This is a genomic window from Halorubrum ejinorense, from assembly GCF_055389685.1.
In genome coordinates this window covers 1,751,142-1,776,350 of sequence record NZ_AP043777.1, presented here as the reverse complement: position 1 = coordinate 1,776,350, position 25,209 = coordinate 1,751,142, and the positions used below count along the sequence as shown (strand labels likewise).

Sequence of the window (25,209 nt, the reverse complement as noted above, 5' to 3'; positions counted from 1 at the left end):
GGTCGACGGCGCGAGACGACCGGGACCCGAACCGCCGCGTGCCGGGTCGTGCCGCTCGGACTCGCCGCCGCCGTTAGGGACCGTAGCACCTAACCTCGCGCCGGTCCGATGAGGGGTATGCGCATCGACCCGTTCGGCCTCGAACGCTGGTTCGCGGAGTACGAGCACGAGGCCGACATCATGCTGGCCGAGAGCGGCATCCGGTCGCTCGACGCGAGTCGGTTCGACCTCGACCCGGGGAAACTCGGCTACGTGATCCCGACGAACGGCGACCCCGAGTTCCGGGCGTCCGTCGGCGACCGCTACGACCGGTCCGCCGACGAGGTCCTGTTCACCTGCGGCACCCAGGAGGCGAACTTCCTGACCTTCCTCTCGCTGCTCGGCGACGAGCACGCCGTCGACGGCGACGGCGGCGAGGCGGGCGTCGGCTCCGGCGCGCACGCGGTCGTCGTCACGCCGACGTATCAGGCGCTCCACGCCGTCCCGGACGCGTTCGGCGACGTGACGCGCGTCGAGCTCGAGCCGCCGGAGTGGGAACTCGACCCCGAGGCGGTCGCCGAAGCGGCCCGCGACGACACCGCGGTGATCGTCGTCAACAACCCGAACAATCCCACCGGACGGTACCACGACGAGGACGCGATGCGGGCGGTGTACGACGTCGCCGTCGACCGCGACGCGTACCTCCTCTGTGACGAGGTGTACCGCCTGCTCGCCGAGGACCCGCAGTCGCCGGTCGCGAGCTACGGGGCACACGGCATCTCGACGACGAGCCTCACGAAGGCGTACGGGCTCGCCGGTCTCCGGTTCGGCTGGATCGCCGGCCCCGAGCCCGTGGTCGAGCGCGCGTGGCGCTGGAAGGACTACACGACCATCTCGCCGAGCCTGTTCGGCCAACACGTCGCGAAGCAGGCGCTCGGCCGGCGCGAGGACGGCATCCTCCGGGAGAACCGAGAGTTGGCCGCCGCGCACCGCGAGACCGTCGCGGCGTGGGTCGACGGTCACGACCTCGACTGGCTCGACCCGGTCGGCGTCAACGCGTTCGTGACGGTCCCCGACGGCTTCGACGGCGCCGAGTCGTTCTGCCGGACGGTCGTCGAGGAGGCGAGCGTCGTCCTCGCGCCCGGCCACCTGTTCGGCTTCCCGAACCGCTTCCGGATCGGGTTCGGACTCCCGACCGACGAGCTCGAAGAGGGGCTCGACCGCGTGAGCGACGTGATCGAGGCGGCAGCCGAGTCCGACGCGACGGCGACGACGGGAGGTGACGACTGATGGGGCTGTTCGGCGACCTCAAAGACGACGTGGTCGAGTTCGTCCGCAACCCGACCGACGAACAGAAGATACTGCTGGTCACGGTCGTCGCCATCGCGATCGCGGACCGCGCGCTCTACTTCGTCGACTTCCCGTTCGTCGTCCGGACGACGGCCGCGGTCGGCGTCGGGTTCGTCGTCATGTTCCTCGTCAGCTACCTCTACACGGGGAGCTTCGTCCCGCCGGACGGCAACGTCGACGACGAGGACGAGCCCGAGGAGTACGTCGACGAACTCGACCCGTAAGCCGCTTTTCGAAAGCAGTCCGATCCGTGCTACGTCGTCGCGGCCGTCGCCGCCGCTGCCGACCCGCCCCCGCCGGCGTAGCTCAGCGGCTCGCCCCAGTCGACGGGCGGGACGCCGGGGTCGCCGTCGTCGCGCTCGGCGACGTCTCCCCGCAGGTCTCGATGGTCGTAGTCTGGGTCGCGGAGCCGTTCGGCGAGCGCCGGCGGGACCGCGACTCGTTTCACCGTCCGCCCGATCCCGCCCAGCGACCCGTCGTCGAGTCCGAAATCGACGTCGTAGCCGCGGACGTGGGCGTCGTCAAACTCGTCGTGGAGCGCCGCGACCGCGGCGGCGGCGTGGCGGTACACCCCGTCCATGCCGGGGTCGGTCGTCGCCAGCGGGATCCGCACGACGGGGACGTACACGGGGGCGCCGTCGTCGTGGGTGGCGACCTCGTGAAGTCCGGCGTCCGCCGGGACGTCGGCGCCCTCGCGGACCGGCGCGTCGGTCGGTGCGGGGAGGTCGCCGTCGAGCGCGTCGGCGACGCGGTCGACCCGCTCGTCACTCGATCTGAACGCGTACACGGCGATCCCTCCGAGTAACATGAGGCCGCCGGTCGCGACCGCTGCGGCGAACGCGAGTCCGCCGGCCGTCAGCGGGAGCGCGACCGGACCGAGAGACGCGGGACTGCCGGCCGAAACGGCGGTCGAAACCGATGCGTCGAGCGTGAGGGAAGGTAGAGTCGGGGACACGTCGGGCGATCCAAACGGATTCGACTTACGTGTTTCCACCGAGCACGGTCGCGGCGTCGTTCACGATCCGTTCGTCGAGGCGGACGCCGCTCTCCGAGTGCCAAGCGCGGCCCGAGCGCGTCTCGACACGCGGAGCGGCGGCGTTCCAAACCGTTTATACCCGCGCCTCCGGAAATACCGCTTATGCCGCGAGAGCAGAAGCAGGTTCGCGAACTCCAGGAGGGCAGCTACGTGATGATGGACGACGTGCCCTGTAAGATCAACCATTACAGCACCGCCAAACCCGGAAAACACGGCAGCGCGAAGGCCCGCGTCGAGGGCAAGGGCGTCTTCGACGACAGGAAGCGCTCGCTCTCGCAGCCGGTCGACGCGAAGGTGTGGGTCCCCATCGTCGAACGGAAGCAGGGCCAGGTCGTCAACGTCAGCGGTGACGAGGTTCAGGTGATGGATCTCGACACCTACGACACCTTCACGATGCGGATCCCCGAGGGCGAGGACTTCACCTCGGACGAGAACATCGAGTACCTCGATTACGAGGGCCAGCGAAAGATCCTCGGGTAGTCGGGAATGTTCCCCGGAGCGACGACGGACCGCGAAGCTGCTTCGTACGTGGTCGTCGGCGCTCCGCTCGACGCCACGACCACTTTTCAGCCGGGCACCCGGTTCGGACCGGACCGGGTCCGGCGCTTCTCGGAGAGCTACGACGACTACGACCGACGCACCGACAGTCGCTTCTCCGCGCTCGGCGTCCACGACGCGGGCGACGTGCGCCCGTGGGACGACGTGCCGGCGTACCTCGATCACCTCGCCGCCGAACTGCGGAGCGTCGCCTACGACGGCGCCGTCCCCCTGCTCGTCGGCGGCGAGCACACCGTCACCTACGCCGGCGTCGACGCCGTCGACCCAGACGCCCTCGTCGTCTGTGACGCGCACCTCGACCTCCGTGCGGAGTACGACGGGAACCCCATGAACCACGCCTGCGTCACGCGCCGCTGTCTCGACGACCTCGGGGTCGACCGCGCCGTGATCGTCGGCGCTCGGACGGGCTCCGAGGCGGAGTGGGAGCGCGCGGCCGACGCCGACGTCGAGGTCGTCCGACCCGAGGACGCGAGGGCGTGGATCGACGCGCTCGACGGCGACTCATTCGCCGACGAGTCGGTGTACTGCTCCGTCGACATCGACGCCCTCGATCCGGCCTACGCCCCCGGAACCGGAACGATGGAGCCGTTCGGACTGGAACCCCGCGAGGTTCGCGACCTCGTTCGGGCGGCCGCCCCCCACGCGGATGGGTTCGACGTCGTCGAGGTGAACGACCGCGACGACGGGCAGTCGGCGGCGCTGGCCGGGAAGCTACTGCGGGAGTTCGTTCACGCCCGCGCGTCGGCCGCCGACGGGCGGGTCAACTGACGGGCGACGGGCGCTCAAAGCTCGGAGAGCCGTCGCCGTGCGGCGGTTACCGCTTCCATCGCGTCGATCCACTCGCGAGGGTCGGTACACCAGATGCGGTCTCCTTCGACGCTCACGCAGAACACCGATTCGCTGGAGGGCGAGAGCGTGACTCGGTCGACCTCGGACCGGTCGCCGAGATACGCGTCGATGAGTCGACGGGCGGTCTCCGCTTCCGAGCGAAGCCGGTCGCCCGCGGCGTACTCGATGGCAATCTCCGTCATACCCTCGCGTTGGAACTACATGATTAATAACTACTGTTTTCTGGCAGCGATTGCGGGTTCCGCGGTCGCTCCCGCCGAACGTCACCTGTCGTCGAACACGACCTCGCCGTCGACGACGGTCGCGGCGACGTCGATCTCGTCGATCTCGTCGGCGTTCTCCCACGGCGACGCGTCGAGCGCGACGAAGTCCGCGCGCTTGCCCGGTTCGATCGTCCCGAGTCGGTCCTCGTCGAAGCCGGCGTAGGCGGCGCCGGTTGGGTACGCTCGCAGCGCCTCGGTGACGGTGAGCCGCTGGGCGTCGGCCGGGGCGTTGACCGCGTGGTGGACGCCGAACAGCGGGTCCATCGGCATCCCGTCGGAGCCGAACGCGAGCCGGACCCCGGCGTCGAGCATGTCGCGGTAGCGGTTCGTCTCGGCGGTGCGATCGGGGCCGAGCCGCGACTCGTAGAGCCCGTCCTCGCCGGCCCACTTGAGGAAGTTCGGTTGGACGCTGGCGACGACGCCGCTCTCGGCGAGCCGCTCGATCGCCGCGTCGTCGGCCAGCTCGACGTGTTCGATCCGGTGGCGCGCGTCTCCCGGATCGGTCTCAGAGGCGTCCTCGTAGGCGTCTAACACGGCCGCGACCGCCTCGTCGCCGATCGCGTGGGCGGTGAATTGGAAGCCCGCCTCGGTCGCTTTCGCGACGGCCTCACGCAGTTCCGCGGGGTCGACGACCCACTGTCCGGTCGCCTCGTCGTCGTCCGCGTACGGCTCCGAGAGGCGGGCGGTCCGTCCGCCGAAACTCCCGTCCGTGTACGACTTGATCGCGCCGGTCTCGACGCGGTCGCTCCCGGCGTTCGTGGCGAGGCCGACCTCGCGGGCCGCGTCGAGGTGGTCGGTCCAGTAGTTGATCCGGACGCGGGCGGTCAGCTCCCCGGCCGCGTCGAGGTCGCGGTAGACGCGCGGGGCTTGCGAGTCGCGAACCATGTCGTGGAACCCCGTGATCCCGCGGGCCGCGCAGTGGTCGAGGGCCGCCTCGACGACCGCGCGCGTCTCGTCGGGGCCCGGCTCGACCGCCCGGTAGATCGGGTCGATGGCGGCTTCGAGGAGGACGCCGGTCGGTTCGCCGTCGGCGTCGGTCGGCACCGTCTCCGCCGGCGCGTCGGCGAGTTCGTCCGCGAACCGATCGAGCGCGACGCCGTTGACCGCGGCGACGTGCATGTCCTCGCGGAACGCCGCGACCGGACGCTCGGTCGAGACGCGGTCGAGGTCCTCGCGGGTGAGGTACCGCGACTCCGTCCACGTCGACTCGTCGTAGCCGTAGCCGAGAATCCATCCGTCGCCGGCCGCGTTCCCGTCACCGCCCGACGAGTTTCCGTCGGGGTCCGCCCGCTCCGCTTCTTCGGCCTCTTCGACCTCGACGGCCCGGTCGGCCAGCAGGTCGACGGCCCCTCTCGGCGAGTCGGCGGCCGAGAGGTCGGCGTGGACGAGGTACCGTCCCACGGTCGTCAGGTGCGTGTGCGCGTCGACGAACCCGGGGAGGAGGACGCGCCCGTCGAGGTCAACCACGTCGGTGGCGACGCCAGCGAGCCGCTTCACGTCGCGGGTCCGCCCGGTCCGAACGATCTCGCCGTCGCGCACGGCGACGGCCTCGTGGACCGTGTCGCCGCCGTCGTCGGGGTCCGCGAGCGTGTGTACCTCCCCGTCGACGAAGATCCGATCCGCGGCCTCTGTCATGGCAATTCGGCGGAGACACAGCCTGTTAACCGTTCGGGAAACGGCGATCGTTTTATTCGCTCGCCCGGAGAACCGCCGCGTATGTACGACCACGTGCTCCTCCCCACAGACGGAAGCCCCGGCGTCGACCGCGCGATCGACCACGCGATCGACGCCGCCGACCGCTACGGCGCGACGCTCCACGTCCTCTACGTCGTCGACAGCGACGTGGTGAACGCCTACTCCGGCGACGAGTTCGTCGACGGCGCCGAGGGCGCGGGAGAGACGCTCGAAGAGACGGGTCGCGAGGCCCTCGACGCGGTTGCCGACCGGGCTCGCGAGGCCGGCGTGGAGACGGTGACCGCGCTGCGGTACGGCGTCCCGCACGAGGAGATCCTTCGGTACGCAGACGAGGAGACCGTCGACCTCACCGTGATGGGATCGAAGACGCGGTCCGGCGACTACCGGCGGATGCTCGGCTCCGTCACCGAGCGCGTCTCCCGGCAGTCGACCGCGCCGGTGAGCATCGTGAAGACGACCGTCGAGGGCTGAGCCGCGACCGCCCTACAGCCGCTCACGCACGTCGTCCGCGACCGCGGCGAGCGCCGTTTCCGCCGTCGGCACCCGGTCGGCGAGACTACAGAAGCCGTGCGCCATCGCCGGGTAGTGCCGGTTCCGGACGGGAGTCCCCTCGCGCTCGAACCGGTCCGCGAGCGCGACGCCGTCGTCTCTGAGCGGGTCGAACCCCGCCGTGACGACCGTCGCGGGCGGCAGGTCACCGAGGTCCGACGCCCGGAGCGGGACGGCGTAGGGGTTCGCGGCGTCGACCGGGCTCCGCAGGTACCGCTCGTAGAACCACCGCATGTCAGCCCGGGTGAGCAGCGGACCGTCCGCGTTCTCCCGGTAGGAGTCCGTCTCGAAGTCGCGGCCCGCGATCGGATACAGGAGGAACTGACCGGCCGGGGTCGGCGAGTCGTCGAGCTCGCGAGCCCGGAGCGACGCCGCGACCGCGAGCGCCCCGCCCGCGCTGGTTCCGGAAACACCGACACGGTCCGGGTCGACGCCGAGCGCGTCCGCCGTCTCGACGACCCATTCGACCGCCGCGGTCGCCTCGTCGACGGGGACCGGGAACGGGTGTTCGGGCGCGAGGCGATAGTCAACCGAGACCACGACCGCACCCGAACGGACCGCGAGTTCGCGACAGATGCCGTCGACCGAGTCGAGCGTGCCCAGCGTCCACCCGCCGCCGTGGAGGTGGACGAGCGCTCGGCTCCTCGCGGTCGGGTCGCCGAGCGTTTCCTCGGGGCGGTACACCCGGACGGGCACCTCGCCGTGAGGCCCGTCGAACGCGAAGTCGCGGACATCGGCCACGGGCGGTTCGGGCGGCCCGGAGAACAGGTCGTCTTCGAGGCGGCGGGCGGCGTCGACCGAGAGGTCGCTCCAGCCCGGCAGCCCCAGCGACTCGATCTCGTCGACGGCCGCCGCGAGGTCCGGGTCGAGTGCGTCCGCGCGCATGGCGGACCGAGGCGGTGGGCCTTTGTAAGTCGGTCGGCAACGTCGGGCGATGGACGTCCGGTTGACCTACGAGAACGGCACGGTCCGGGTCGACGCGGACGCCGACCTCGACCCCGACGCGCTGCCGCCGCTGCCCGGCGTCGAGACCGACCCGCGCTCGGGGACCGGCCGCGCGCCGGCGTACCGGTACGCGGAGCTCCGGCGGGCGCTCCGGGTGGCCGGCGTCTCCGTCGACGACCGCGTCCTCGACGCGAGCGACCGCGCCGCGACCGAGGCCGGGCTGCCGGACGCGCTCGCCACCGACTACGAGCTCCGGGAGTACCAGCGCGAGGCGCTCGACGCGTGGCGCGACGCCGGCGACCGCGGCGTGATCGAACTGCCGACCGGCGCGGGCAAGACCGTGATCGCGATCCGCGCGATGGTCGAACTCGGCGTGCCGACGCTCGTCGTCGTCCCCACGGTCGACCTCTTAGACCAGTGGCAACGCGAGTTGGAACGCGAGTTCGACGTGCCGATCGGCCGGTTCGGCGGCGGCGAACAGCGCCGCGAGGCGATCACGGTATCGACGTACGACTCGGCGTACCTCAAGGCCGACGGCGTCGGCGACGCCTTCGAGTTCGTCGTCTTCGACGAGGCCCACCACCTCGGCGGCGAGGGGTACCGCGACGCGGCGCGACTGCTCGCCGCGCCCGCCCGACTCGGGCTCACCGCCACCTTCGAGCGCCCCGACGGCGCTCACGAGGCGGTCGCGGAGCTGATCGGCGACCGCGTCTACGCGCTCGACGTCGACGACCTGGCCGGCGACCACCTCGCCGCCTACGATATCCGGCGGATCGAGGTGGAACTGACCGACGCTGAACGCGAGCGCTACGACGAGAAGCAGGGCACGTTCGTCGAGTACGTCCGCGACGCCGGGATCACGTTCACGAGCGGGAGCGACTATCAGGAACTGGTCAAACGCTCCGGCAACGACCCGGCCGCGCGGGAGGCGCTCTTGGCGAAACAGGACGCCCGCGAGATCATGATGAACGCGAGCCGCAAGGTCGACCGGCTCGCGGCGATCCTCGACCGTCACCGCGACGACCGCGTGATCGTGTTCACGGCCCACACCGACCTCGTATACCGCCTCTCCGAGCGGTTCCTGCTGCCCGCGATAACCGCCGAAACGGGCGCGAAAGAGCGGCGCGAGATCCTCTCCCGCTTCCGCGACGGCACCTACGGGCGAGTCGTCGCCGCGAACGTCTTAGACGAGGGCGTCGACGTGCCCGACGCGAACGTCGCGGTCGTGCTGTCTGGATCGGGCAGCGAACGGGAGTTCACCCAGCGGCTCGGCCGCGTCCTCCGGCCGAAAGACGACGGCGGGCGGGCGACCCTCTACGAACTCGTCAGCGCCGAGACCGCCGAGGAGAGAGTGGCCGGCCGGCGACGCTGACATCCCGGCGGCCGCCCGACGCGTCCGAGACGGTCTCACACGGCCGAGGAAGAATTATCCGGCGCCGCGGTGGGGAGTCCGTCATGGCCGATTTCGTCACCCCACCGCCCGTCGACCCCGGCGACCGGGTCGCGGTCGTCGCCCCGGCGTCGAACGCCCCCGAGTCCGCTCGGTTCGTCTACGAACTCGGTCTCGAACGAATGCGCGAGGGCTTCGACCTCGACCCGGTCGAGTACCCCACCGCGACCGCCGACCCGGAGTGGCTCGCGGACAGTCCGGAGGCGCGCGCTCGAGACGTCATGGACGCCTTCCGCGATCCGGACGTCTCGGCCGTGATCGCCAACATTGGAGGGCACGATCAGATCTCCGTCCTCCCGCATCTCGACGGCGACGTCCTCCGCGATCATCCGACGCGGTTCTACGGCTACTCGGACAACACCAACCTGGCCCTGTTCCTCTGGAATCAGGGGATCGTCTCGTACTACGGCGGGTCGACGCTGCTCGAGTACGCGATGGACGGCGAGATGTTCGACTACACCGAGGAGTACCTGCGGCGCGCGCTCTTCGAGGACTCGATCGGCGAGTGGACCGAGGCGGCGGTCTTCACGGACGAGGCCGGCGACTGGGAGGACTCGGAGTCGGTCGAGACCACGCGCGATATCGAACGGTCCGACGGCCGGACCTGGCGAGGTGGGGAGGCGACCGTCTCGGGTCGGATCTGGGGCGGCTGCCACGCGGTCCTCGTCGAGCAGTTCCTCGCCGGCCGGTACCTGCCCGACCCCGAGGCGCTGGAGGGGGCCGTTCTCGCCGTAGAGACGAGCGAGCTGGTCCCCGACCCCGCCGTCGTCGGCGCGAACCTCCGGGCGCTCGGCGAGCGCGGGCTCCTCGAACGGTTCGACGGCGTGCTCGTCGGGCGCGCCGCCGCGCGCTCACACGCCGAGGCCCACCCGCCGAAGTGGCGGGAGGACTATCGAGAGCGCCAGCGCGACGCGATCGCCGATGTCCTCGAGAGGTACGTTCCGAACGCTCCCGTCGTCTTCGACTGCGAGTTCGGCCACACGTACCCGACCTGTCCGATCCCGATCGGCGGTGAAGTCGAGATCGACCCCGCGAGCGAGTCGCTCCGTCTCCACTGACCTCACTGCGGGGCGAAGCCCTCGCCGACGGCGGTGTCGACGGGAGCGGAGCGAGTTCGTCGGCGGAGCGCCGTCGACGCCGCGGAACGCACTCGGACAGCTCGATTCAGTCGTCGCCGTCGAGGTCGAGCGAGCGCTTCTCGCCGAGCTCCTGTTCGAGGCTCCCGCGCTCCCAGCTCCTGACCGCGTCGCCCTCGACCTCGGCGCGGAGCTTCTCTTCGAGGAGGTTCACCGCCACGCTGTTGGCGCCCTCCGGGATGATCACGTCGGCGTGTTTCTTCGACGGCTCGATGAACTGCTCGTGCATCGGCTTCACGGTCGAGAGGTACTGGTCGATGACGCCCTCCAGGTCGCGGCCGCGTTCGATGACGTCGCGGCGGATCCGCCGCAGGATGCGGACGTCGGCGTCCGTCTCGACGAACAGCCGGAGGTCCATCATGTCGTTTATCTCCTCGTCGTACAGCGACAGAATTCCCTCCAACACGATCACGTCGGTCGGTTCGACCGTGACGCGCTCCTCCTTGCGGTTGTGTATCTCGAAGTCGTACTGCGGCATATCGACGGACTGCCCCTGTAACAGGGCCTCGAGGTGGTCTCGCAGCAGTTCCCACTCGAACGCCGAGGGGTGGTCGTAGTTGACCTCCTGCCGCTCCTCGAAGTCGAGGTGCGAGAGGTCCTGGTAGTAGTTGTCGAGCGGGATACGGGTGACGCTGTCGCCGAGGTCGCGAGTGACGAGGCGGGAGACCGTCGTCTTCCCGGCGCCCGTCCCCCCCGCGATCCCGATCACGAACGAGGGAATGGTCATACCGCAGTTCGAACGGCCGAGGGTTTGAACGCTCCCTTTCGTCCCCGCTGGCGATCCACAGCGTGGCTGCGGACCGTGGGGGGCGCCGCCGCCGACGCTCGTCGCCGTCACCGCGCGCGATCGCGGCCTCGGCGCGGACGGATGAGGCACGCACCTGTCCGTGGTCGCCGGCGCGTATGCGAACCGATCGCAACCGTACGACCGGTGCCGACATAACGGTATCGGGGGCACCTTTTAGCCGCTCGGAGCAAATTCGTGGCGTATGCGAACAGACACCACGGTCCGTGACGTGATGCACCGCGAGTTCCTCGGCGTCAGCGAGTCGGACTCGCTCTCGGAGGCGGCGGCGTTGCTGGTCGAAGAGGAGACGAACTGCGTGGTCGTCGTCCGCGGCGGCCAGCCGATCGGCCGGCTGGAGTCGCGCGACGCGCTCGACGCGCTGTTGGACGCCGACGGGTCGGTCGCGGAGGCGGACGCCCCCGAGTTGGCCGTCGCCGACGCGATGGGACCGCCGCTCCCGGCGGTGTCGCCGAACGACTCGCTGACGGCGGTCGAGGAGCGCCTCGTCGCGGATGGGGCGGACCGGGTCGTCGCCGTCGACGACGGCGAGGCGGTCGGTGTCGTCACGGACGGCGACGTGCTCGCCGCGGGCGCGCCGCGAGCGGGGACCGGAGCGGGCGGATTCGGCGACGAGACCGGGACGGGTGAGTCCCGACCGAAAGAGGCCGTGCTGTCGGCCGCGGCCGCCGCCGACTCCGACGCGGAGCGGACCGCCGCGGCGACGATGAACCCGGACGCGTCTCCGGACCGCGAAACGGCCGGCTCGCGGGACGGGCCCGTCGAGGGCGACGGCGGCGTCGCCGGCCCCGCCGCGGGAGCGCCGAGCGGGTCGTCGACGCAGGGCGTCTGCGAGAACTGCGGCGCGCTCGTCCCCGACCTCGTCACCGCCAACGGGCAGGCCGTCTGCCCGAACTGCCGCGAGATCTGAGCGAACCGCCGCGAAATCCGCTTCGGCCTCGAAGCGAACAATTCCCCGGCCGGCAGCCTCAACAGGCCCCGAGCCGAAGGCCTCCGCATGGCCGAGACGGGCGCGCGGATCGAGCCGGCGACCGCCGACGACGTCGACGCAGTCACCGACATGTGGGTCGCGCTCGCCGCGGGACAGCGCGAGTACGGCGCCACGCTTCGCGCCGAGGCGAACCGCGCGGCGGTCCGGGAGTGGGCGGCGCAGTCGGCCGTCACCGGCGAACTGCTCGTCGCCCGCGCTCCGAACGGGGAAAGCGAGAGAGAACCCGGTCTGATCGGGTTCGTGGGATTTTCGGTCGAACGCGGCGGCTACGAGCGCGACGGCGTTCGCGGCACCGTGAGCAATCTCTACGTGAGCCCTGAGTGGCGCGGCGAGGGAATCGGCGCGGCGCTGCTCGACGCCGCCGAACGCGCGCTCGCCGGGGAGGGTGCCGACCGCGTGGCGCTGGAGGCGCTGGCGGCCAACGACCGCGCCCGAGAGTTCTACGCGGACCGCGGCTACGACCGCCACCGCGTCGAGTTGACGAAGCCGCTTCGCGACGGCGACGACGATGACGGCGGCGGCGATGACGGCGATAGGGGCGACGAGGGCGACGGCGGCGAGGGCGACGGCGCGACCGGCGAAAGCGGCTGACCCCGGCCGGGTTCGCGGAAAGCGACACGCACTCATAGGAGGACCGAGTACGGCCGCACGCGCCAGGGGAGCATGGGTGGTTCATGCACTCGACTTGTAATCGAGACTTCCGGGGTTCAAATCCCTGCCCTGGCTCTATCAAGTTTCTGAACAATCCCACGCGGATCCGCACCCCGGTGGGGTTGTGTGTCCTGTCGAGAGTCAGGTAGTTACACCACATGCCGCAATAGCGAGTCGCTCGTCAGCGGCTGGAACGGAGGTGACCGCGTAGATGGCGGTCTCGTCTGGACCGTTCTGCGGAGCGCTCGGCTGTCGCGAAGACGCCGAGGTCGTCATCGAGAACCGCTACGGGAAGCGGTACGCGTGCGACGAGCACGCCGACGACGGCGAGGTGGTCGGCGATGCCTGAGGACGATGACGTCTCCGCCCGTGACGCCCTCGCCATCGCGCAGCGAGCGCTCGCGAAGGCGAATGGCCTCGAGGCCGACCTCGACGAGGCGACCGCCGAGATCGAGCAGCTCCACGAGGACGTCACCTCACTCGAGCTGCGGCTCTCCGAACACGACGACGATCGCGACTACGCCCAGCTCACCCGTGACGACAAGGTCGGGATGGTCCGCGAGCACGCCTTCCAGAAGGCGACTCGTGGCTCCGGTGTCGCCGCGCTTGACTACGACGACATCCGGTGGGAGGTATTCGACGGCGAGCCGTCGGCCGACCACTGCTACACGCTGATGGAGCTCGCCGCGGACGTCCGCGGCTTCGAGGTGAAGACGCCGGCCAGCGGCAACCGCAGTCTCACCGTCGACGCCAGCGAGGCGAAACGCGGCGCCGTGTTTTCGTCCGCGAATAAAACCGAGACGGAGGAGGTGCGGTAGCGATGGCGGTCTTCACTCGTGGGATTCCGCCTCCGCTTGTACTCCCTGTAGATCACCACAAGCAGCGCTGTGTAAGCAACTGTCCGTTAGCCACTGGGCCGTCGTTCTGGCCGACGTCTGGCCGACGTCGTCCGGCGGTCCGAGTGGTTCGACGGACTTTATTCGCGGACGAAAACCCACGATGTCCACCACCCACGACCGACGAAAGGAGAACGAGACGCTAACCGAGACGCTGACCCGCTTCCTCCGGGAGCGGTACCGAGATGAGGTCGGCACCCTCGCCCAGCGCTACCCGAACGAACAGCGGTCGCTCGTCATCGACTACGACGAGCTCTTCGAGTTCGACCACGACATCGCCGAGGACTGCCTCAACAAGCCGGGGCAGATGCGGGAGATCTTCGAGGAGGGGCTCCGTGCGTTCGACCTCCCGGCCGACGTCGACCTCGCGAACGCGCACGTCCGCGTGTCGAACCTCCCGTCCGAACACACCTACTACCCGGGCGGGTTCTCCCCGACCGACCAGGCGAGCAACTACCGGGCGATAACGGGCGAGGTGTCGAAGGTCACCGACCAGTACTCGAAGATCGTCGAGGCGGCGTTCGAGTGCCGCCGCTGCGGGACGTTCTCCTACATCCCCCAGACCGACTCGGGCTTCCAGGAACCGCACGAGTGTCAGGGGTGTGAGCGACAGGGCCCGTTCGACGTCAACTTCGACCAGTCGGCGTTCGTCGACGCCCAGCAGCTCCGCCTCGCGACGCCGCCCGAGATCGCCGAGGGAAGCGGCACCGAGATCGACGTGTTCGTCGAGGACGACCTCGCCGACGTCGTCACCGCCGGTGACCGCGTCACCGTCGCCGGGACGATCCACCTCGAGCAGAAGACGCAGGGCAACGAGAAGACAGGGAAGTTCGAGCCGTACGTCGACGCCGGCGCGCTCGCCGTCGACGAGACCGACCACACCGACGTCGACGTCACGCCCGATGAGCGCGAGGAGATCCACGAGCTCGTGAACGGCGCCGAGGGCGACCCGCTCGACGTGGCGGCATCCTCGCTCGCCCCGAAGATCTACGGCAACGACAAGATCAAGCGAGTGCTCATCCTCGCGCAGGTGGGTGGGTCGAAGACGGTCTACCCTGACGGCACCCACGACCGCGGCGAGTTCCACGTCCTCCTCCTCGGTGATCCGGGGACGGCGAAGTCGAAGCTCATCGACCGAGTTGAGGACCTCGGCTGGCGCACCGTCGGCGTGAGCGGGAAGGGCGCGACCGTCGCCGGCGTCACGGCGAGCGCCGTCCAGGACGACTTCGGCGACGGCGGCTCCGCCCTCGAGGCCGGCGCGTTCGTGAAGGCGCACAAGGGCGCCGTCTGTATCGACGAGCTCGACGACATGCCGGCCGAGGTCCGGGCGGCGATGCTCGACCCGATGAGCAAGCAGCGGATCTCCGTCAACAAGTGGGGGATCAACGCGACCCTCCGGACCGAGACCGCGGTCGTCGCTGCGGGCAACCCGAAGTACGGCCGGTTCGATCCCTACGAGAACGTCCAGGACCAGTTCGACCTGGAGTCGAACCTCCTGAGCCGGTTCGACCTCGTGTTCACGCTCACGGACCAGCCCGATCCGGACCGGGACAGCACGATCACCCAGCACATTCTCGACGCTCGCGACGCCGCGAAGCGCGAGATGGCTGGGATGGACGTCGACGAGGAGGCTGCCGACACCATCGCGACGCCCGTGGACCGCGATCTCCTGCGGAAGTGGATCGCCCTCGCGAAGCAGCAGCCCGAGCCGGTGTTCGCGAACGACGACGTCAAAGAGTGGCTCGACGAGAGCTTCACCGATCTCCGGTCGCTCAACGGCTACGACGAGGAGTCGCCCGTCCCGGTGACGTTCCGGAAGCTGGAGGGGATCGTCCGCATCGCCGAGGCGGCAGCGAAGTTCGAGTTCTCCGAGACGATCGAGATGCGGCACGTCCAGTTCGCGACGAACGTCGTCGGCGAGTCGATGCGCGACTACGGCACCGACCAGGAAGGCGTCTACGACGCTGACGTCCAGGAGACGGGCCGCTCGATGAGTCAGAAGCAGAAGATCAAGCTGCTCGAGGACACAGTCACCGAGCTCCAGCCGGCGACCTCGGGCGGGGCCGACCTCGAGGAGGTCGTCGCCGAGCTCGAAGACGAGGGAATCCAGTCGCCGTGGGACCTCATCGAGGCCGCCAAGGAAGACGGTCGCGCCTACGAACCGGGTGGTGGCGGCATCCGCTGGGTGGGTGATGCCTGATGCCGGCGACCGCCCAGCACAACGAGCAGGCGACCACGGTCCCGAACCTCAACGCCGAGGAGTCCGGCCGGCTCGGGGAGAACCCGGCGCGGTTCCTTGTCGAGGAGATCGACATCGACACCGGCGCCGGCACGAGCGGCGAGCTCATCTTCGCCCGCATCCGCGGCATCGCGACGCGCGGTCTCGTCGACTACTGGGAGGGCGTCGAGCGCTGGCTGGCCCGTCGTGAGGGTCGCGCCCCTCGCGAGGACGTCCTCGACGCACTCCAGGAGCGTCGCGAGGAACTCGAAGAGCGCGGCAACGGGCTCGATCAGGCCGGGATGACGCCGGCGGAGCGCCGGGAAGCGGCCGCCGAACGCAACGCCGAGTCGGTGGCGGTGCTCGTCGACGAGGGCGGTGAGGAGGTCCCGTGGAGCAGACAGTCCGGCGCCGTCGTGGGGGCGAGTCGATGAGCTCGAAGTTTCCGTCGGAGGAGCTGAAAGGGCAGGTTGGAGACGTCCCGATTAGTACGCACACGAGGGTTCTGGGTGTGGACATCGTTGTCCCGCAGTTACACCACCGCTGTGAGATGAATGATGTCGAGTATCCGCTCGGCGGTCGCGGAGAAGTAGAGATCTCCGCTGTCGGGAGCGACCGTCGTCTCCGTGCGGCCGACCGTCGCTACATCGCCAAGTGGGCGAGACGGAACCTCTTCGAAGGCCACGGAGGTCGGACCGATGAGTGACGCCACCCTAAGCGACCTCGACACCCGAAAACGAGAGCGCCTCGCCGACCTCCCGCCGACGGCGTCGCTCGTCTACCTCGAACTCCACAACGCGAGCGGGCCCCGGACCCTCCGCCAACTCACCTACCAGATGGCGCGCCCCGAACGGTCAATCCTCCGGGCGCTCCGCCAGCTCCACGACGAGGACCTCGTCTCCTGCTCGCCGCGGTCTACCGATCCGCCGTCGTCTGAATGGAGGGTCGACGGGTGACCGACAGAATGGCGGTCGATGGACCACTTAAGGCTGTGGCCAAGCAACACACGGGTGACGACAGCCCGGCGACGGGCGACCCCACGCCTCGCACGCGGGGGTCGGAACGACAGGGCCGGAGAGACGGTCGCCCTGGACCCTTCTGCGCGAATCCATGACTGAAGCACCAGCCTACCACGAGCACCTGCTCGACGCATCGGACGTGTGTAACTCCTGTCACAGAGTCATCCGCGTCGAGCGGCAGGACCCGACGCGTGGCGGGCTCACCCGGGAGTTCGAGTCGCACTACGAGCGCCATCGCGACCACACCGAGATCGGCTACGGGCCGGCCCGGTCAGTCAGCGAAGAGAAGGGCGTGTTCTGCGAGCGCTGCGGCACTGAGTCGCCGTACGACCGCATCTGGAACGACGCCGAAGACGAGGTCGATGACGAGCGCTTCCGCGAGCTCATCCGGGCAACCATCCGGACGCTCGAGCACAAGGGCGTCACCCTCGACCGGCGGACGCTCGCCGAGCGGGCCCTCGAACGGCGCCGGAATGGAGAGCACGTCGACGACTGCCTCGGCGAGGCGACCAAGGCCGCGATCGTCGCATCGATCAACCAGAGCGACGCCGGGCAGGACGCCCGGCGGGAGGCCCCCGCATGAGCGCCACCGGATACGGTCGCGTGGCGTTCGACTTCGCCGGCCGCGAACTCGAGGGCACAGCGACCGACTTCGAGCCCGCGGGCGACGTCTCCGGCCCCGACGGGTTCCTGACGGTCGACGTCGACGGTCTCGAGTACCGAGTGGCGGAGTCCGACGCCGAGCGGTTGGATCGATAGCTCAGTCTGGGAGAGCACCGGCCTGAAGCGCTGGCATGCCTCGGTTCGAATCCGAGTCGATCCATCTCCCGAGGGCGTGGCATCGTAGCTTTTCACTGCGAGGCCAGGTCACGCGCCCGAGGGAGTGTTGAGTCCCACGAGCGGTCGGCAGTACCGTCGTCCCGACGACGATCGTGTGAGCTGCGGCGGACGTGCTGTCACGAGCAAACCCACAAGTCCGACCGCCTTGCGACGCCACTGGCGTGGTCACGGACGGCCCTATGGGCTCAGGCGAGACCCAAGCCTGAGACGGGCCTACCCCGTGCCGGGTTCGATCCCCGGCGTCGCCCTTCGAGACGTATTGACACACCCCTCCGTTTCCACTCCAGATGCCCGACCAGAGACCTCATCGTTCGACGACCGACCAGTGCCCGGAGTGTGGTGCGAGCTTCGCTTCGGCGAGACCCTGCGACTGCGTTCCTCTGATGGATGTCTCATGAAGACACACGCACCTGCTCGGCCCTGGTACTGCCGGGACGATGTCGTCGACGAGTACAAGACCACGCTCCAAGAGGACGATGAGAAGCTACCGATGCTGAAGGCCCTCAAAATCATCCGGGCGATCGTCGTCAACGTCGGCCTCATCGCCGGCTGGATCTACGCGCTGTACCTCGGCGGCGATCCGACGGTGATCACGCTCTTCGCGCTCTCCGTGGTCGGCGCGTACAACGGGCTCGAGCTCGGCGACTACCTTGCGCTCCTCCAGGCGTACAACGAGATCCAGACCGAGTCCGACACCGAGGACTGATGGCTACCTGCGACCGGTGCGGCGACCCGGTCGAGAACAAAGACAACCGGGGCTGGTTCCGCGACCACTGCTGGGAGTGTATCGAGACTATCGCCGACGAGGAGACGCCCCACCGCGAGACGTGCGACGACCCTGACTGCCTGACCTGTACGACACCATGACCGACGACACCGAGCTGTGCGGCGCCGACACCACCGACGACCAGCCGTGCCAGAACCCTGCTGGCGACGACGGCTCCTGCTGGATCCCCACCCACGGCTCGGATGACGACGACGTCGAGAACCCCCAGGGACGCGACTTCGCCATCGGCGAGGACGACCACGAGGCCATCCTCGAGGCGGCCCGTGAGGGGAAGTCGGAGCGCGGCTGTGCCCGTGCGGCCGGCGTCTCGTCGTGGGCGCAACTCGATCGCTACCTGGAAGCGCACCCGGATTTCCGGAGCAGCTTCGAGCGCGCCCGCGCACGAGGCGAGTCAGAACTCATCGAAGGCGGCCTTCGCGACGAGGACGTCGACTCGTCGATGGCGAAGTTCCTCCTCGCGAGCTCGTTCGACTACAAGAAGACGGAGAAGCGCGAGGTCGAGGCCGACGTCAACCAGACGACGACGCACGAGCTCGGCGAGGCGGACAAGGAGATCGCCCTCGAGGCGATCCGCGAACTCCAGGAGCGTGAGTCGGCATGAGCGCCACCGACGACATCATCGCTGACATCGTCACCGGCGACGACCCGGCGGGCAAGCGCGAGTTCCTGAACCCGTTCGATCCCGAGACGCCGACGACGCTCCTCGACGCCGCGAACGAGATGTGCCGTGGCTACATGCGGGCCGAGCGTGACGACTACCACCTCCTCGGCGAGCACCACGGTGAGTGGCTGCGCCTCCTCGACCAGGAACGGAAACTCGTCCTCAACTGCCACCGGGACGGGCTGAAGACGACGACCGTCCTCTGCTACATCCTCCTCCGCCTGGAGTACGACCCTGGGTTCCGCGTCATCTGGGCGATGAACAACAAAGGGATGACGAAGAAGAAGACGGACCTCGAACTCAACCGGTTCGTCGAGCGGAACCCATGGCTGACGAACCTCCAAGAGGGGCGCCGCCCGACCGACACGATCGACCTGAAGGAGTTCGGCAACGGGTCGACGCTTGTCGCGACGTGGCTCGACGGCGGAATCGACGGCGACCGCGCGCACCTCCTCGTCCTCGACGACCTCATCAAGGCTCGCGGGGACGGCTCTCCTGAAGACGTCCGCGAGTGGATCGAAGGGTCCGCGGCCCCCGGTGTGAAGGACGACGGCCGGACCGTGCTCATCGGGACGCGGAAGCGGCAGAACGACCAGTACCAGCACTACCGCTCGCTGTCGGCCTACTCGGTCGCCGAGTTCCCGGCTGTCCTCGAATACTGGGAGCAGGGCAACGCGACCGACGACGACCTCGACGTCCGCAGGCCGCCCGAGAAGTACTACTCCGAGGTCACTGACCCGTGGAACCCCGACGAGACGATCCACGTGCTGTGGCCCGAGGCCCGTGGCCCGCAGTGGCTCGCCGAGAAGCGTTCGGAGATGGCGGACTTCCGCTTCTGGCGGGAGTACTGCCTCACCTTCATCGGTGGCTCGGGGAACCTCATCCAGTCCGGCGACGTCGATCTGGACGTCGACCAGGGCGGGTGCTCGATCCGTGGGCGCGAGCCGCCGCGGAAGTACCGCGCCGGGGGCGGCGAGGCGATCGTCGTCGGCCACGACCCGGCCCAGAGCCCCACCGGCGACGACGCGGCCTTCGTCGTCCAGCTGCTCCGGCGGTCCGGTGAGCGCGTGCTCCTCGACACGCACGCCGAGCAAGGCATGTCGCCGTCGGCGATCAAGGCACGCCTCCAGGAGTACGACCGCCGGTACGATCCTGCGCTCATCGTCATCGAGGACAACGGGATGCAGCAGTACGTCGTCAACGACGCCATCGAGTTCTCGCCAGAGCTCCGCGCGAAGGTCACCGGGATCTCGACGTCGGGGAAAAAGCACTCGTGGGAGAACGGCATCCCGCGGCTGCGGAACCTCGTCGAGAACGGTGGCATCCAGTTCTACCGCGGGCACGACGCCACCGAAGACTGGATCCAGGCGGCGCTCTCACTCGAGCTCGACGACGGTCGCCTCTCCGGCCACACCCCCGACCTCATCGCGGCGTGGTACATGGCCGAGCAGGGCCTGCGCCGGTTCGAGTACGGGCAGGATGACACCGACGACGTCGACGGCGACGGCGAGGACGACACCAACGGAGTGAGCTACCTCTAGCATGACTGACGACACTACCGACGACGTCGACGACCAAGTCGCCCTGTCTGTCGACACGCTGGGCAACCAGTCGACGATGGACAAGGCTGAGGAGACGACGCAGCTGGACGAGCGGCACATCGCCACCGATGTCGGACGCGGCATCCAGCCGCCGTACAACCCCGAGACGCTGGCGGCGTTCCAAGAGCTCAACGAAACGCACCAGGCGTGTATCCGCAAGAAGGCACGGTACGAGGCGGGCTACGGGTTCGACATCACCCCGCACCCGAGCGCGGATTCGCCCAACGAGGACGGCGAGGCGTACCAGAGCGTTCGCGACTTCTGGTACGGCTCCGACTCGCGGTGGCAAATCGGCCCGGAGGGCACGGCGATGTCGACGCCCGAAGAAGTACTCGAACTCGGACGCCAGGACTACCACGGCATTGGGTGGACGTCGCTGGAGATCCTCGTCGAGGGAGACGGCACGCCGATCGGCCTCGCACACGTCCCGGCGGCGACTGTCCGAGTCCGGAAGACGACGGTTGAGGAGCGTGAGGACGCCGACGACATCATCGAGAGCGGCCACGGCTACGTCCAGATCCGCCAGGGCCGACGTCGGTACTTCGGCGAGGCTGGCGACCGGTATGGCGACGACCCGACGTTCGTCGACAAGGAGACGGGCGAGGTTGCGAGCGACGCTGGCGACCTCCCGAACGGGCCGGCAAACGAGCTCATCTTCATCCCGAATCCCAGCCCACTGAGTCTGTACTACGGCGTCCCGGACTGGGTCGCCGCGATGCAGACGATGGGCGCCGACCAGGCGGCGAAGGAGTGGAACCACGACGTCTTCGACAACCTCGGTATCCCGTACTACGCCATCCAGGTGACGGGCGGGACACTCACCGAGGATTCCAAGGAGGAGCTCCGCGGGCTGATGGACAATCTCAAGGGCAGTCGGTACCGGACAGCCATCCTCGAGGTCGACGAGTTTGAGTTCGAGGAGGACAACCCGCTCCAGGGCGGCGACCCGAAGGACGTCGAGATCGAACTCCAGCCCATCGGCTCGCGGGAGGATCTCGACATGGAGTTCCAGGCATTCCGCGAGCGGAACGAGCACGAGATCGCGAAGGTCCACGAGGTGCCGCCGATCCTCATCAACGTGACGTCGACGTCGAACCGGGCCAACTCCAAGGAGCAGGTCCGAGAATTCGCGACCGACGTCATCGCGCCGGAGCAGGCGAAGTTCGAGTCCCGGCTCTACACCATCCTCCACCAGCAGGCGCTTGGCGTCGACGACTGGACGATCGACTTCGAGCTCCACGGCGCCGACCAGCCGCAGGAGGAGGCACAGATGGCCGAACAGCGCGTCCGGGCGATGCGCCTCGCCGGCGTCGGCACCGTCAACGAGGCCCGGGAGGAGCTCGGGCTGGAGCCGTTCGACGACGAGCGCGGCGAGATGACGCTCTCCGAGTTCGAGGCCCAGTTCGACGCCAGCGGCACCGACGGCGATAAGTCAGAGGCAATGCGAGCGAAGGCGGCGCCGCCAGAGGATAACAAGATCGGGGAGCGGGCGAGCGTCGACATCGATGTCGACAAGGACCCGATCGAGCAGACGACGTTCAACAGTTCGAACCTCGACGAGGGGCTCTACGACTTCGGCGAACGAGAGCTGTTCCTCTCGTTCAAGCGACCGGATGGCCAGAACTCACTGTACGTGTACGTCGACGTCCCGGTGACCGTGTGGAACGACCTCGTTAATGCGCCGTCGGCGGGGTCGTACCACTACGCGAACATCCGGCTGGAGTACGGCTATCTCGAGATCACCAACAACCACGAGCGGCTGCCTGAGGGGCCGACGCCCGACCCAGGTGACGTCCCCGACGACGTCCCCAGCGAGATCTAAATCTCAATCACCCACTCCGAGAAAGGTGTGCGGGCAAATTACTCTGGGTAAACAGCGTGTACCTTATCAGGAGAATAGTATGCGGTTGTCTTTGAATCCGTATCCTCCTCAATGACTTCAGCACTTACCCATCCATTCTCGTGAATCTCGACCTCAGAGTGCGGATGCTTGTTCGGACCCTCATCCCAGTCGTCATCCTCAAACACGATGATCGCTTTGCGGAACTTCATTCCGTTCAATAAACACTCGTGATTTGATAAATAACTACTGACGAACTGCCGATGACCGTTAGCGTGGGAGCGCCCGACTCCCCACGCAAGCGAGGTACGACCGGGAGCGATTCTACGAGAACGACACCATGAGCGACAAGAACACAGAGCGCGGCGAGAAGCGCGGCGTCCTCGGAACCGGTCGTGCCAAGGAGCTCGACAAGACGAAGGACGCCGACGCTGACGCCGCCGACGACGATGAGGGCTGACAGATGCCCTCGGTGAAGCAGGCGGGAGGCACGGCGTTCGAGAAGGACGTCGAGTTCGTCACCAAGGATGACGAGGACGACGAGCAGGTCGCGGCCGGTATCGTGATGGTCCCGGACAAGGCCGACCTCCAGAACGACTTCGTCCGCGAGGACACGCTCCGGTCGTTCGCCGACCAGTTCGGCACCTTCTACGAGGCAGGCCAGGCCGGCGGCGGCGTGATGCACGCAGTCTTCCCGGACTCGTGGATGGACCTCCAGCGCAACGAGGTCCTCGACGAGGCCGAGGAGATCGGCGGCGAGACCGTCGACGCCGGCGCCTGGGTCCAGGAGTGGGCCATCGAAGATGAGGAGCTCTGGGGCCTCATTCAAGACGACATCATCTCGGGCTACTCGATCGGCGCCGTCCAGGTCGACTGGGGCGGCCCGTACGAGCAGGACGACCTCGACGACGTCGAGGTCCCCGAAGAGCTGGGCGATGAGTCCATCTACGAGCTCGTCGACGGCCTCATCCGCGAGGTGTCTGCGGTCGACATCCCCGCGGTCCCCGACGCGCAGATCCTTCAAGCGCAGGCGAAGGCAGCCAGCGCTGCGGAGAAGCGCCTCGACGACTACCTCGGCGACCCCGACGGCTTCATGGAAGAGGCGCTCGCCCGCGGGCACTCCGAGGAAGCCGCCGAGCGCCTGTGGCAACTTCTCAGCCGGGCGGTCGAGGTAGAAGGGTCCAACCAGCCGGGGACGAAGAGCCGGCTGACCGAGGCCGCGAAGACGCTCGTCGACATCCTCACCCTGAGTGGTGGGACGAACGGCCGCCCCGACGCGAAGGCGGTCGGTGGCGACGACGTCGACGACGAACAGGACAACAAGGACGCTGCCGGTGGCGACTCACCGGCCGATGACGACGGCGGCTCGAAGTCCGCCGACGACACTGACACCATGAGTGACGACACCAACGACGACCCGTTCGACGACGCCCCCGAGTGGGCGAAGGAGCTGCGGAACGGACAGCAGGAGAACAGCAAGCGGATCGACGAGGCCCTCGAGGAGAAGGACGTCGACCCCGGTGACGACGACCCCTTTGAGGACGCCCCGGAGTGGGCGAAGCGCCTCAAGGAGAACCAGGACAAGAACGCCGAGCGCATCGACGCGATCTCGAAGCAGACTGGCACCACCGAGAGCCAGCAGCTCGGCGGGACGGAGAAGGGCGGCGACGAGAACGGCGGCAAGAACAGCGGCTTCACCCTCGACCCGCGGAAGGCGGGTGGTAACTGATGAGTTCTACTGACACCAACGGCACGATCGACCGGACCCGGGAGAAGAACGAAAGCGCGGCTGCGAAGTTCGACACGACCGATGTCGCCGGCGGTGTGCTGCCTCGCGACCTTTTTGAACAGTTCTACCAGGCTGTTCAGGACACCGCCACGATGCTCGAGGACGGCCGCACCGAGGACCTCCCGCGCCAGAAGATGGCGATCCCGAAGATCTCGGTCGGCGAGCGACAGCGCCGCGGCGCTGACGAAGGCCAGGGCGACGCCGGCAACGCGACGGTCGACACCTCGCAGGTCCTGATGGACGTCGAGAAGGCAACCATCTCGTACGACCTGACGCGCGAGGCCGTCGACGACACCGTCGACAACGTCGACGAGATCATCCTCGACATGCTGGCGCGACAGTTCGCCATCGACACGCAGGACCTCGCGATCAACGGCGACGAGGCGTCTGCCGACGCCTTCCTGAACCAGAACGACGGCTGGCTGAAGATCCTCCAGAACGACGCCGACGTCAACACCTACGACCACACGGACGGAGCTGGCGACCCCGTCGCGGTGAACACGGCACTGTTCAACCAGTCGATTCTGGCGATGCCGAACAAGTACCTGCGCTCGGGGCGGACCGATCCGCGGTTCTACATGAACCTCGACCAGCTCCAGAACTACCACAACGACCTCGCCGAGCGGAACGACCCGCTGGGCGCGGCCGTCCTGATGGGCGACAGCGACGCCACGCCGTTCGACTACGACGTCGTCGGCGTCGCCAACTGGCCCAAGGACACCGCGGTGTTCACTCACCCGGAGAACTTCATCTACGGCCTCTACGACGACGTCGAGATCCGCGTGCTGACGGACACGGACAAGGTCGCGGAGAACGACCTGTTCGCCCGCTACTTCATGCGAGTTCGTGACGACTTCGCCGTCGAGGCGCCCGAGGCGGCCGTCGTGATCACCGGCATCGCGGAGTGATCTGAATGCCGTACGTTCACTACAACGGTGGTGGCCGCTACCGCACGAGCGGTCACCTCTTCGAGGAAGGTGACGTCGTCGAGGTCGAGGAGGACCTCGCCGACTACCTCTGCGAGAAAGACGAGTTCGCTCGCGTGGAGGGCGACGAGACGATCGACGAGCCCGAGATCGCCAGCGAGGACACCGTCGACACGCTCGACGAATCCGAAGAGTCGGCCGAGAGCGAGGGCTTCGACGTCGACGAGTGGACCCACGAGCATCACTACCAAGAGCGCGCGGAGCAGGTTCGCGCCGGCGAGCACGACGAGCACCTGGACGCGATCGCCGAGGCGGAGTCGGCGACGACCGTCCAAGACGCTGTCGGCGAGCGTCGCGCCGAGCTGGAGGCGTAAC

General features: G+C 68.4%; 31 protein-coding genes and 2 tRNA genes. 26 read left to right on the top strand and 7 right to left on the bottom strand.

All coding sequences use genetic code 11. The features are described 5' to 3' along the window. Positions 1 to 117 precede the first annotated feature (117 nt). The gene (locus tag ACZ5KW_RS10245; RefSeq protein ID WP_343777778.1) at positions 118 to 1,269 is read left to right on the top strand and encodes an aminotransferase class I/II-fold pyridoxal phosphate-dependent enzyme; all 1,152 of its coding nucleotides are present in this window, start codon (positions 118 to 120) and stop codon (positions 1,267 to 1,269) included. Beyond that, positions 1,269 to 1,553 (top strand): hypothetical protein, encoded by a 285-nt coding sequence (locus tag ACZ5KW_RS10240; protein ID WP_343777776.1) that lies wholly within the window; start codon positions 1,269 to 1,271, stop codon positions 1,551 to 1,553. The genes ACZ5KW_RS10245 and ACZ5KW_RS10240 overlap by 1 nt, the downstream gene beginning before the upstream one ends. A 29-nt stretch (positions 1,554 to 1,582) precedes the next feature. Here ACZ5KW_RS10240 and ACZ5KW_RS10235 read toward each other — a convergent pair whose 3' ends face one another. After that, a complete protein-coding gene (locus ACZ5KW_RS10235; protein WP_343777774.1) occupies positions 1,583 to 2,284 on the bottom strand; it encodes a hypothetical protein in 702 nt (233 codons plus the stop codon). Positions 2,285 to 2,467: 183 nt separating this feature from the next. Between ACZ5KW_RS10235 and ACZ5KW_RS10230 the strand changes: the two genes are divergently transcribed. Beyond that, entirely contained in the window at positions 2,468 to 2,845 is a 378-nt protein-coding gene (locus tag ACZ5KW_RS10230; RefSeq protein ID WP_343777772.1) for a translation initiation factor IF-5A, read from the top strand. 6 nt (positions 2,846 to 2,851) lie between these two features. Next, positions 2,852 to 3,691, top strand: a complete 840-nt coding sequence (gene speB / locus ACZ5KW_RS10225; RefSeq protein ID WP_343777771.1) for an agmatinase — start codon at positions 2,852 to 2,854, stop codon at positions 3,689 to 3,691. 14 nt (positions 3,692 to 3,705) lie between these two features. On the opposite strand, the gene ACZ5KW_RS10220 is transcribed toward speB, so the two are convergent. Together ACZ5KW_RS10220 and ACZ5KW_RS10215 are read right to left on the bottom strand one after the other, a co-directional pair. Beyond that, the gene (locus ACZ5KW_RS10220; RefSeq protein WP_343777769.1) at positions 3,706 to 3,954 is read right to left on the bottom strand and encodes a SelT/SelW/SelH family protein; all 249 of its coding nucleotides are present in this window, start codon (positions 3,952 to 3,954) and stop codon (positions 3,706 to 3,708) included. 81 nt (positions 3,955 to 4,035) lie between these two features. Further along, positions 4,036 to 5,670 carry an amidohydrolase gene (locus ACZ5KW_RS10215; protein WP_343777767.1) on the bottom strand — a complete coding sequence of 545 codons (1,635 nt, stop codon included), beginning with the start codon at positions 5,668 to 5,670 and terminating at the stop codon, positions 4,036 to 4,038. A gap of 81 nt (positions 5,671 to 5,751) precedes the next feature. On the opposite strand from ACZ5KW_RS10215, the gene ACZ5KW_RS10210 reads away from it, so the two are divergent. Next, positions 5,752 to 6,201, top strand: a complete 450-nt coding sequence (locus ACZ5KW_RS10210; protein WP_343777766.1) for a universal stress protein — start codon at positions 5,752 to 5,754, stop codon at positions 6,199 to 6,201. A gap of 12 nt (positions 6,202 to 6,213) precedes the next feature. Here ACZ5KW_RS10210 and ACZ5KW_RS10205 read toward each other — a convergent pair whose 3' ends face one another. Continuing rightward, the gene (locus tag ACZ5KW_RS10205; RefSeq protein WP_343777765.1) at positions 6,214 to 7,164 is read right to left on the bottom strand and encodes an alpha/beta hydrolase; all 951 of its coding nucleotides are present in this window, start codon (positions 7,162 to 7,164) and stop codon (positions 6,214 to 6,216) included. 49 nt (positions 7,165 to 7,213) lie between these two features. Between ACZ5KW_RS10205 and ACZ5KW_RS10200 the strand changes: the two genes are divergently transcribed. Both ACZ5KW_RS10200 and ACZ5KW_RS10195 read left to right on the top strand, forming a co-directional pair. Continuing rightward, complete coding sequence (locus ACZ5KW_RS10200) at positions 7,214 to 8,596, top strand: DEAD/DEAH box helicase family protein (protein ID WP_343777763.1); 1,383 nt, start codon at positions 7,214 to 7,216, stop codon at positions 8,594 to 8,596. 83 nt (positions 8,597 to 8,679) lie between these two features. After that, entirely contained in the window at positions 8,680 to 9,732 is a 1,053-nt protein-coding gene (locus ACZ5KW_RS10195; protein ID WP_343777761.1) for a S66 family peptidase, read from the top strand. Between the two features lie 106 nt (positions 9,733 to 9,838). Here the strand turns inward: ACZ5KW_RS10195 and udk are convergent, their stop codons facing one another. Further along, positions 9,839 to 10,537 carry a uridine kinase gene (gene udk, locus ACZ5KW_RS10190; protein WP_343777759.1) on the bottom strand — a complete coding sequence of 233 codons (699 nt, stop codon included), beginning with the start codon at positions 10,535 to 10,537 and terminating at the stop codon, positions 9,839 to 9,841. Between the two features lie 262 nt (positions 10,538 to 10,799). Between udk and ACZ5KW_RS10185 the strand changes: the two genes are divergently transcribed. The 7 genes from ACZ5KW_RS10185 (at position 10,800) to ACZ5KW_RS10155 (ending at position 15,805) form a co-directional block, all read left to right on the top strand. Further along, positions 10,800 to 11,525 carry a CBS domain-containing protein gene (locus ACZ5KW_RS10185; protein WP_343777758.1) on the top strand — a complete coding sequence of 242 codons (726 nt, stop codon included), beginning with the start codon at positions 10,800 to 10,802 and terminating at the stop codon, positions 11,523 to 11,525. 87 nt (positions 11,526 to 11,612) lie between these two features. Further along, on the top strand, positions 11,613 to 12,197 hold the full coding sequence (locus tag ACZ5KW_RS10180; protein WP_343777757.1) for a GNAT family N-acetyltransferase: 585 nt from the start codon (positions 11,613 to 11,615) through the stop codon (positions 12,195 to 12,197). Positions 12,198 to 12,258: 61 nt separating this feature from the next. After that, positions 12,259 to 12,332 (top strand) — tRNA-Thr (locus ACZ5KW_RS10175). A 136-nt stretch (positions 12,333 to 12,468) separates the two neighbouring features. Then, positions 12,469 to 12,606 carry a hypothetical protein gene (locus tag ACZ5KW_RS10170; protein ID WP_343777755.1) on the top strand — a complete coding sequence of 46 codons (138 nt, stop codon included), beginning with the start codon at positions 12,469 to 12,471 and terminating at the stop codon, positions 12,604 to 12,606. Then, entirely contained in the window at positions 12,599 to 13,075 is a 477-nt protein-coding gene (locus ACZ5KW_RS10165; RefSeq protein ID WP_343777753.1) for a hypothetical protein, read from the top strand. The genes ACZ5KW_RS10170 and ACZ5KW_RS10165 overlap by 8 nt, the downstream gene beginning before the upstream one ends. Positions 13,076 to 13,256: 181 nt before the next feature. Beyond that, positions 13,257 to 15,353: a minichromosome maintenance protein MCM gene (locus ACZ5KW_RS10160; protein WP_343777751.1), complete on the top strand. Its 2,097-nt coding sequence runs from the start codon at positions 13,257 to 13,259 to the stop codon at positions 15,351 to 15,353. Then, positions 15,353 to 15,805 carry a DUF8129 domain-containing protein gene (locus tag ACZ5KW_RS10155; protein ID WP_343777749.1) on the top strand — a complete coding sequence of 151 codons (453 nt, stop codon included), beginning with the start codon at positions 15,353 to 15,355 and terminating at the stop codon, positions 15,803 to 15,805. The genes ACZ5KW_RS10160 and ACZ5KW_RS10155 overlap by 1 nt, the downstream gene beginning before the upstream one ends. Positions 15,806 to 15,903: 98 nt before the next feature. Here ACZ5KW_RS10155 and ACZ5KW_RS10150 read toward each other — a convergent pair whose 3' ends face one another. After that, positions 15,904 to 16,056: a hypothetical protein gene (locus ACZ5KW_RS10150; RefSeq protein WP_464388567.1), complete on the bottom strand. Its 153-nt coding sequence runs from the start codon at positions 16,054 to 16,056 to the stop codon at positions 15,904 to 15,906. Between the two features lie 13 nt (positions 16,057 to 16,069). On the opposite strand from ACZ5KW_RS10150, the gene ACZ5KW_RS10145 reads away from it, so the two are divergent. The 9 genes from ACZ5KW_RS10145 (at position 16,070) to ACZ5KW_RS10105 (ending at position 22,101) form a co-directional block, all read left to right on the top strand. Further along, complete coding sequence (locus ACZ5KW_RS10145; RefSeq protein ID WP_343777746.1) at positions 16,070 to 16,327, top strand: MarR family transcriptional regulator; 258 nt, start codon at positions 16,070 to 16,072, stop codon at positions 16,325 to 16,327. A 154-nt stretch (positions 16,328 to 16,481) separates the two neighbouring features. Further along, positions 16,482 to 16,973 (top strand): peptide ABC transporter substrate-binding protein, encoded by a 492-nt coding sequence (locus ACZ5KW_RS10140; RefSeq protein WP_343777744.1) that lies wholly within the window; start codon positions 16,482 to 16,484, stop codon positions 16,971 to 16,973. Next, entirely contained in the window at positions 16,970 to 17,149 is a 180-nt protein-coding gene (locus ACZ5KW_RS10135) for a hypothetical protein (RefSeq protein ID WP_343777743.1), read from the top strand. The genes ACZ5KW_RS10140 and ACZ5KW_RS10135 overlap by 4 nt, the downstream gene beginning before the upstream one ends. Beyond that, positions 17,140 to 17,213 (top strand) — tRNA-Phe (locus ACZ5KW_RS10130). Before ACZ5KW_RS10135 ends, ACZ5KW_RS10130 begins: the two co-directional genes overlap by 10 nt. Before the next feature lie 411 nt (positions 17,214 to 17,624). After that, positions 17,625 to 17,936, top strand: a complete 312-nt coding sequence (locus tag ACZ5KW_RS10125) for a hypothetical protein (RefSeq protein WP_343777742.1) — start codon at positions 17,625 to 17,627, stop codon at positions 17,934 to 17,936. Continuing rightward, positions 17,936 to 18,097 (top strand): hypothetical protein, encoded by a 162-nt coding sequence (locus tag ACZ5KW_RS10120; protein WP_343777741.1) that lies wholly within the window; start codon positions 17,936 to 17,938, stop codon positions 18,095 to 18,097. The genes ACZ5KW_RS10125 and ACZ5KW_RS10120 overlap by 1 nt, the downstream gene beginning before the upstream one ends. Continuing rightward, positions 18,094 to 18,618 (top strand): hypothetical protein, encoded by a 525-nt coding sequence (locus ACZ5KW_RS10115; RefSeq protein WP_343777739.1) that lies wholly within the window; start codon positions 18,094 to 18,096, stop codon positions 18,616 to 18,618. The genes ACZ5KW_RS10120 and ACZ5KW_RS10115 overlap by 4 nt, the downstream gene beginning before the upstream one ends. Then, on the top strand, positions 18,615 to 20,219 hold the full coding sequence (locus ACZ5KW_RS10110) for a phage terminase large subunit family protein (RefSeq protein ID WP_343777737.1): 1,605 nt from the start codon (positions 18,615 to 18,617) through the stop codon (positions 20,217 to 20,219). The genes ACZ5KW_RS10115 and ACZ5KW_RS10110 overlap by 4 nt, the downstream gene beginning before the upstream one ends. 1 nt (position 20,220) lies before the next feature. Next, entirely contained in the window at positions 20,221 to 22,101 is a 1,881-nt protein-coding gene (locus ACZ5KW_RS10105; protein ID WP_343777736.1) for a phage portal protein, read from the top strand. A 38-nt stretch (positions 22,102 to 22,139) separates the two neighbouring features. Here ACZ5KW_RS10105 and ACZ5KW_RS10100 read toward each other — a convergent pair whose 3' ends face one another. Then, positions 22,140 to 22,331 carry a hypothetical protein gene (locus tag ACZ5KW_RS10100; RefSeq protein ID WP_343777734.1) on the bottom strand — a complete coding sequence of 64 codons (192 nt, stop codon included), beginning with the start codon at positions 22,329 to 22,331 and terminating at the stop codon, positions 22,140 to 22,142. A 251-nt stretch (positions 22,332 to 22,582) separates the two neighbouring features. Between ACZ5KW_RS10100 and ACZ5KW_RS10095 the strand changes: the two genes are divergently transcribed. Genes ACZ5KW_RS10095 through ACZ5KW_RS10085 form a run of 3 tightly spaced genes read left to right on the top strand, consistent with a single transcriptional unit; the run spans position 22,583 to position 25,208 of the window. Further along, positions 22,583 to 23,848 (top strand): XkdF-like putative serine protease domain-containing protein, encoded by a 1,266-nt coding sequence (locus tag ACZ5KW_RS10095; protein WP_343777732.1) that lies wholly within the window; start codon positions 22,583 to 22,585, stop codon positions 23,846 to 23,848. Then, entirely contained in the window at positions 23,848 to 24,816 is a 969-nt protein-coding gene (locus ACZ5KW_RS10090) for a phage major capsid family protein (RefSeq protein ID WP_343777730.1), read from the top strand. Before ACZ5KW_RS10095 ends, ACZ5KW_RS10090 begins: the two co-directional genes overlap by 1 nt. A 5-nt stretch (positions 24,817 to 24,821) precedes the next feature. Next, positions 24,822 to 25,208 carry a hypothetical protein gene (locus ACZ5KW_RS10085; protein ID WP_343777729.1) on the top strand — a complete coding sequence of 129 codons (387 nt, stop codon included), beginning with the start codon at positions 24,822 to 24,824 and terminating at the stop codon, positions 25,206 to 25,208. The last annotated feature ends 1 nt before the right edge of the window (position 25,209 follow it).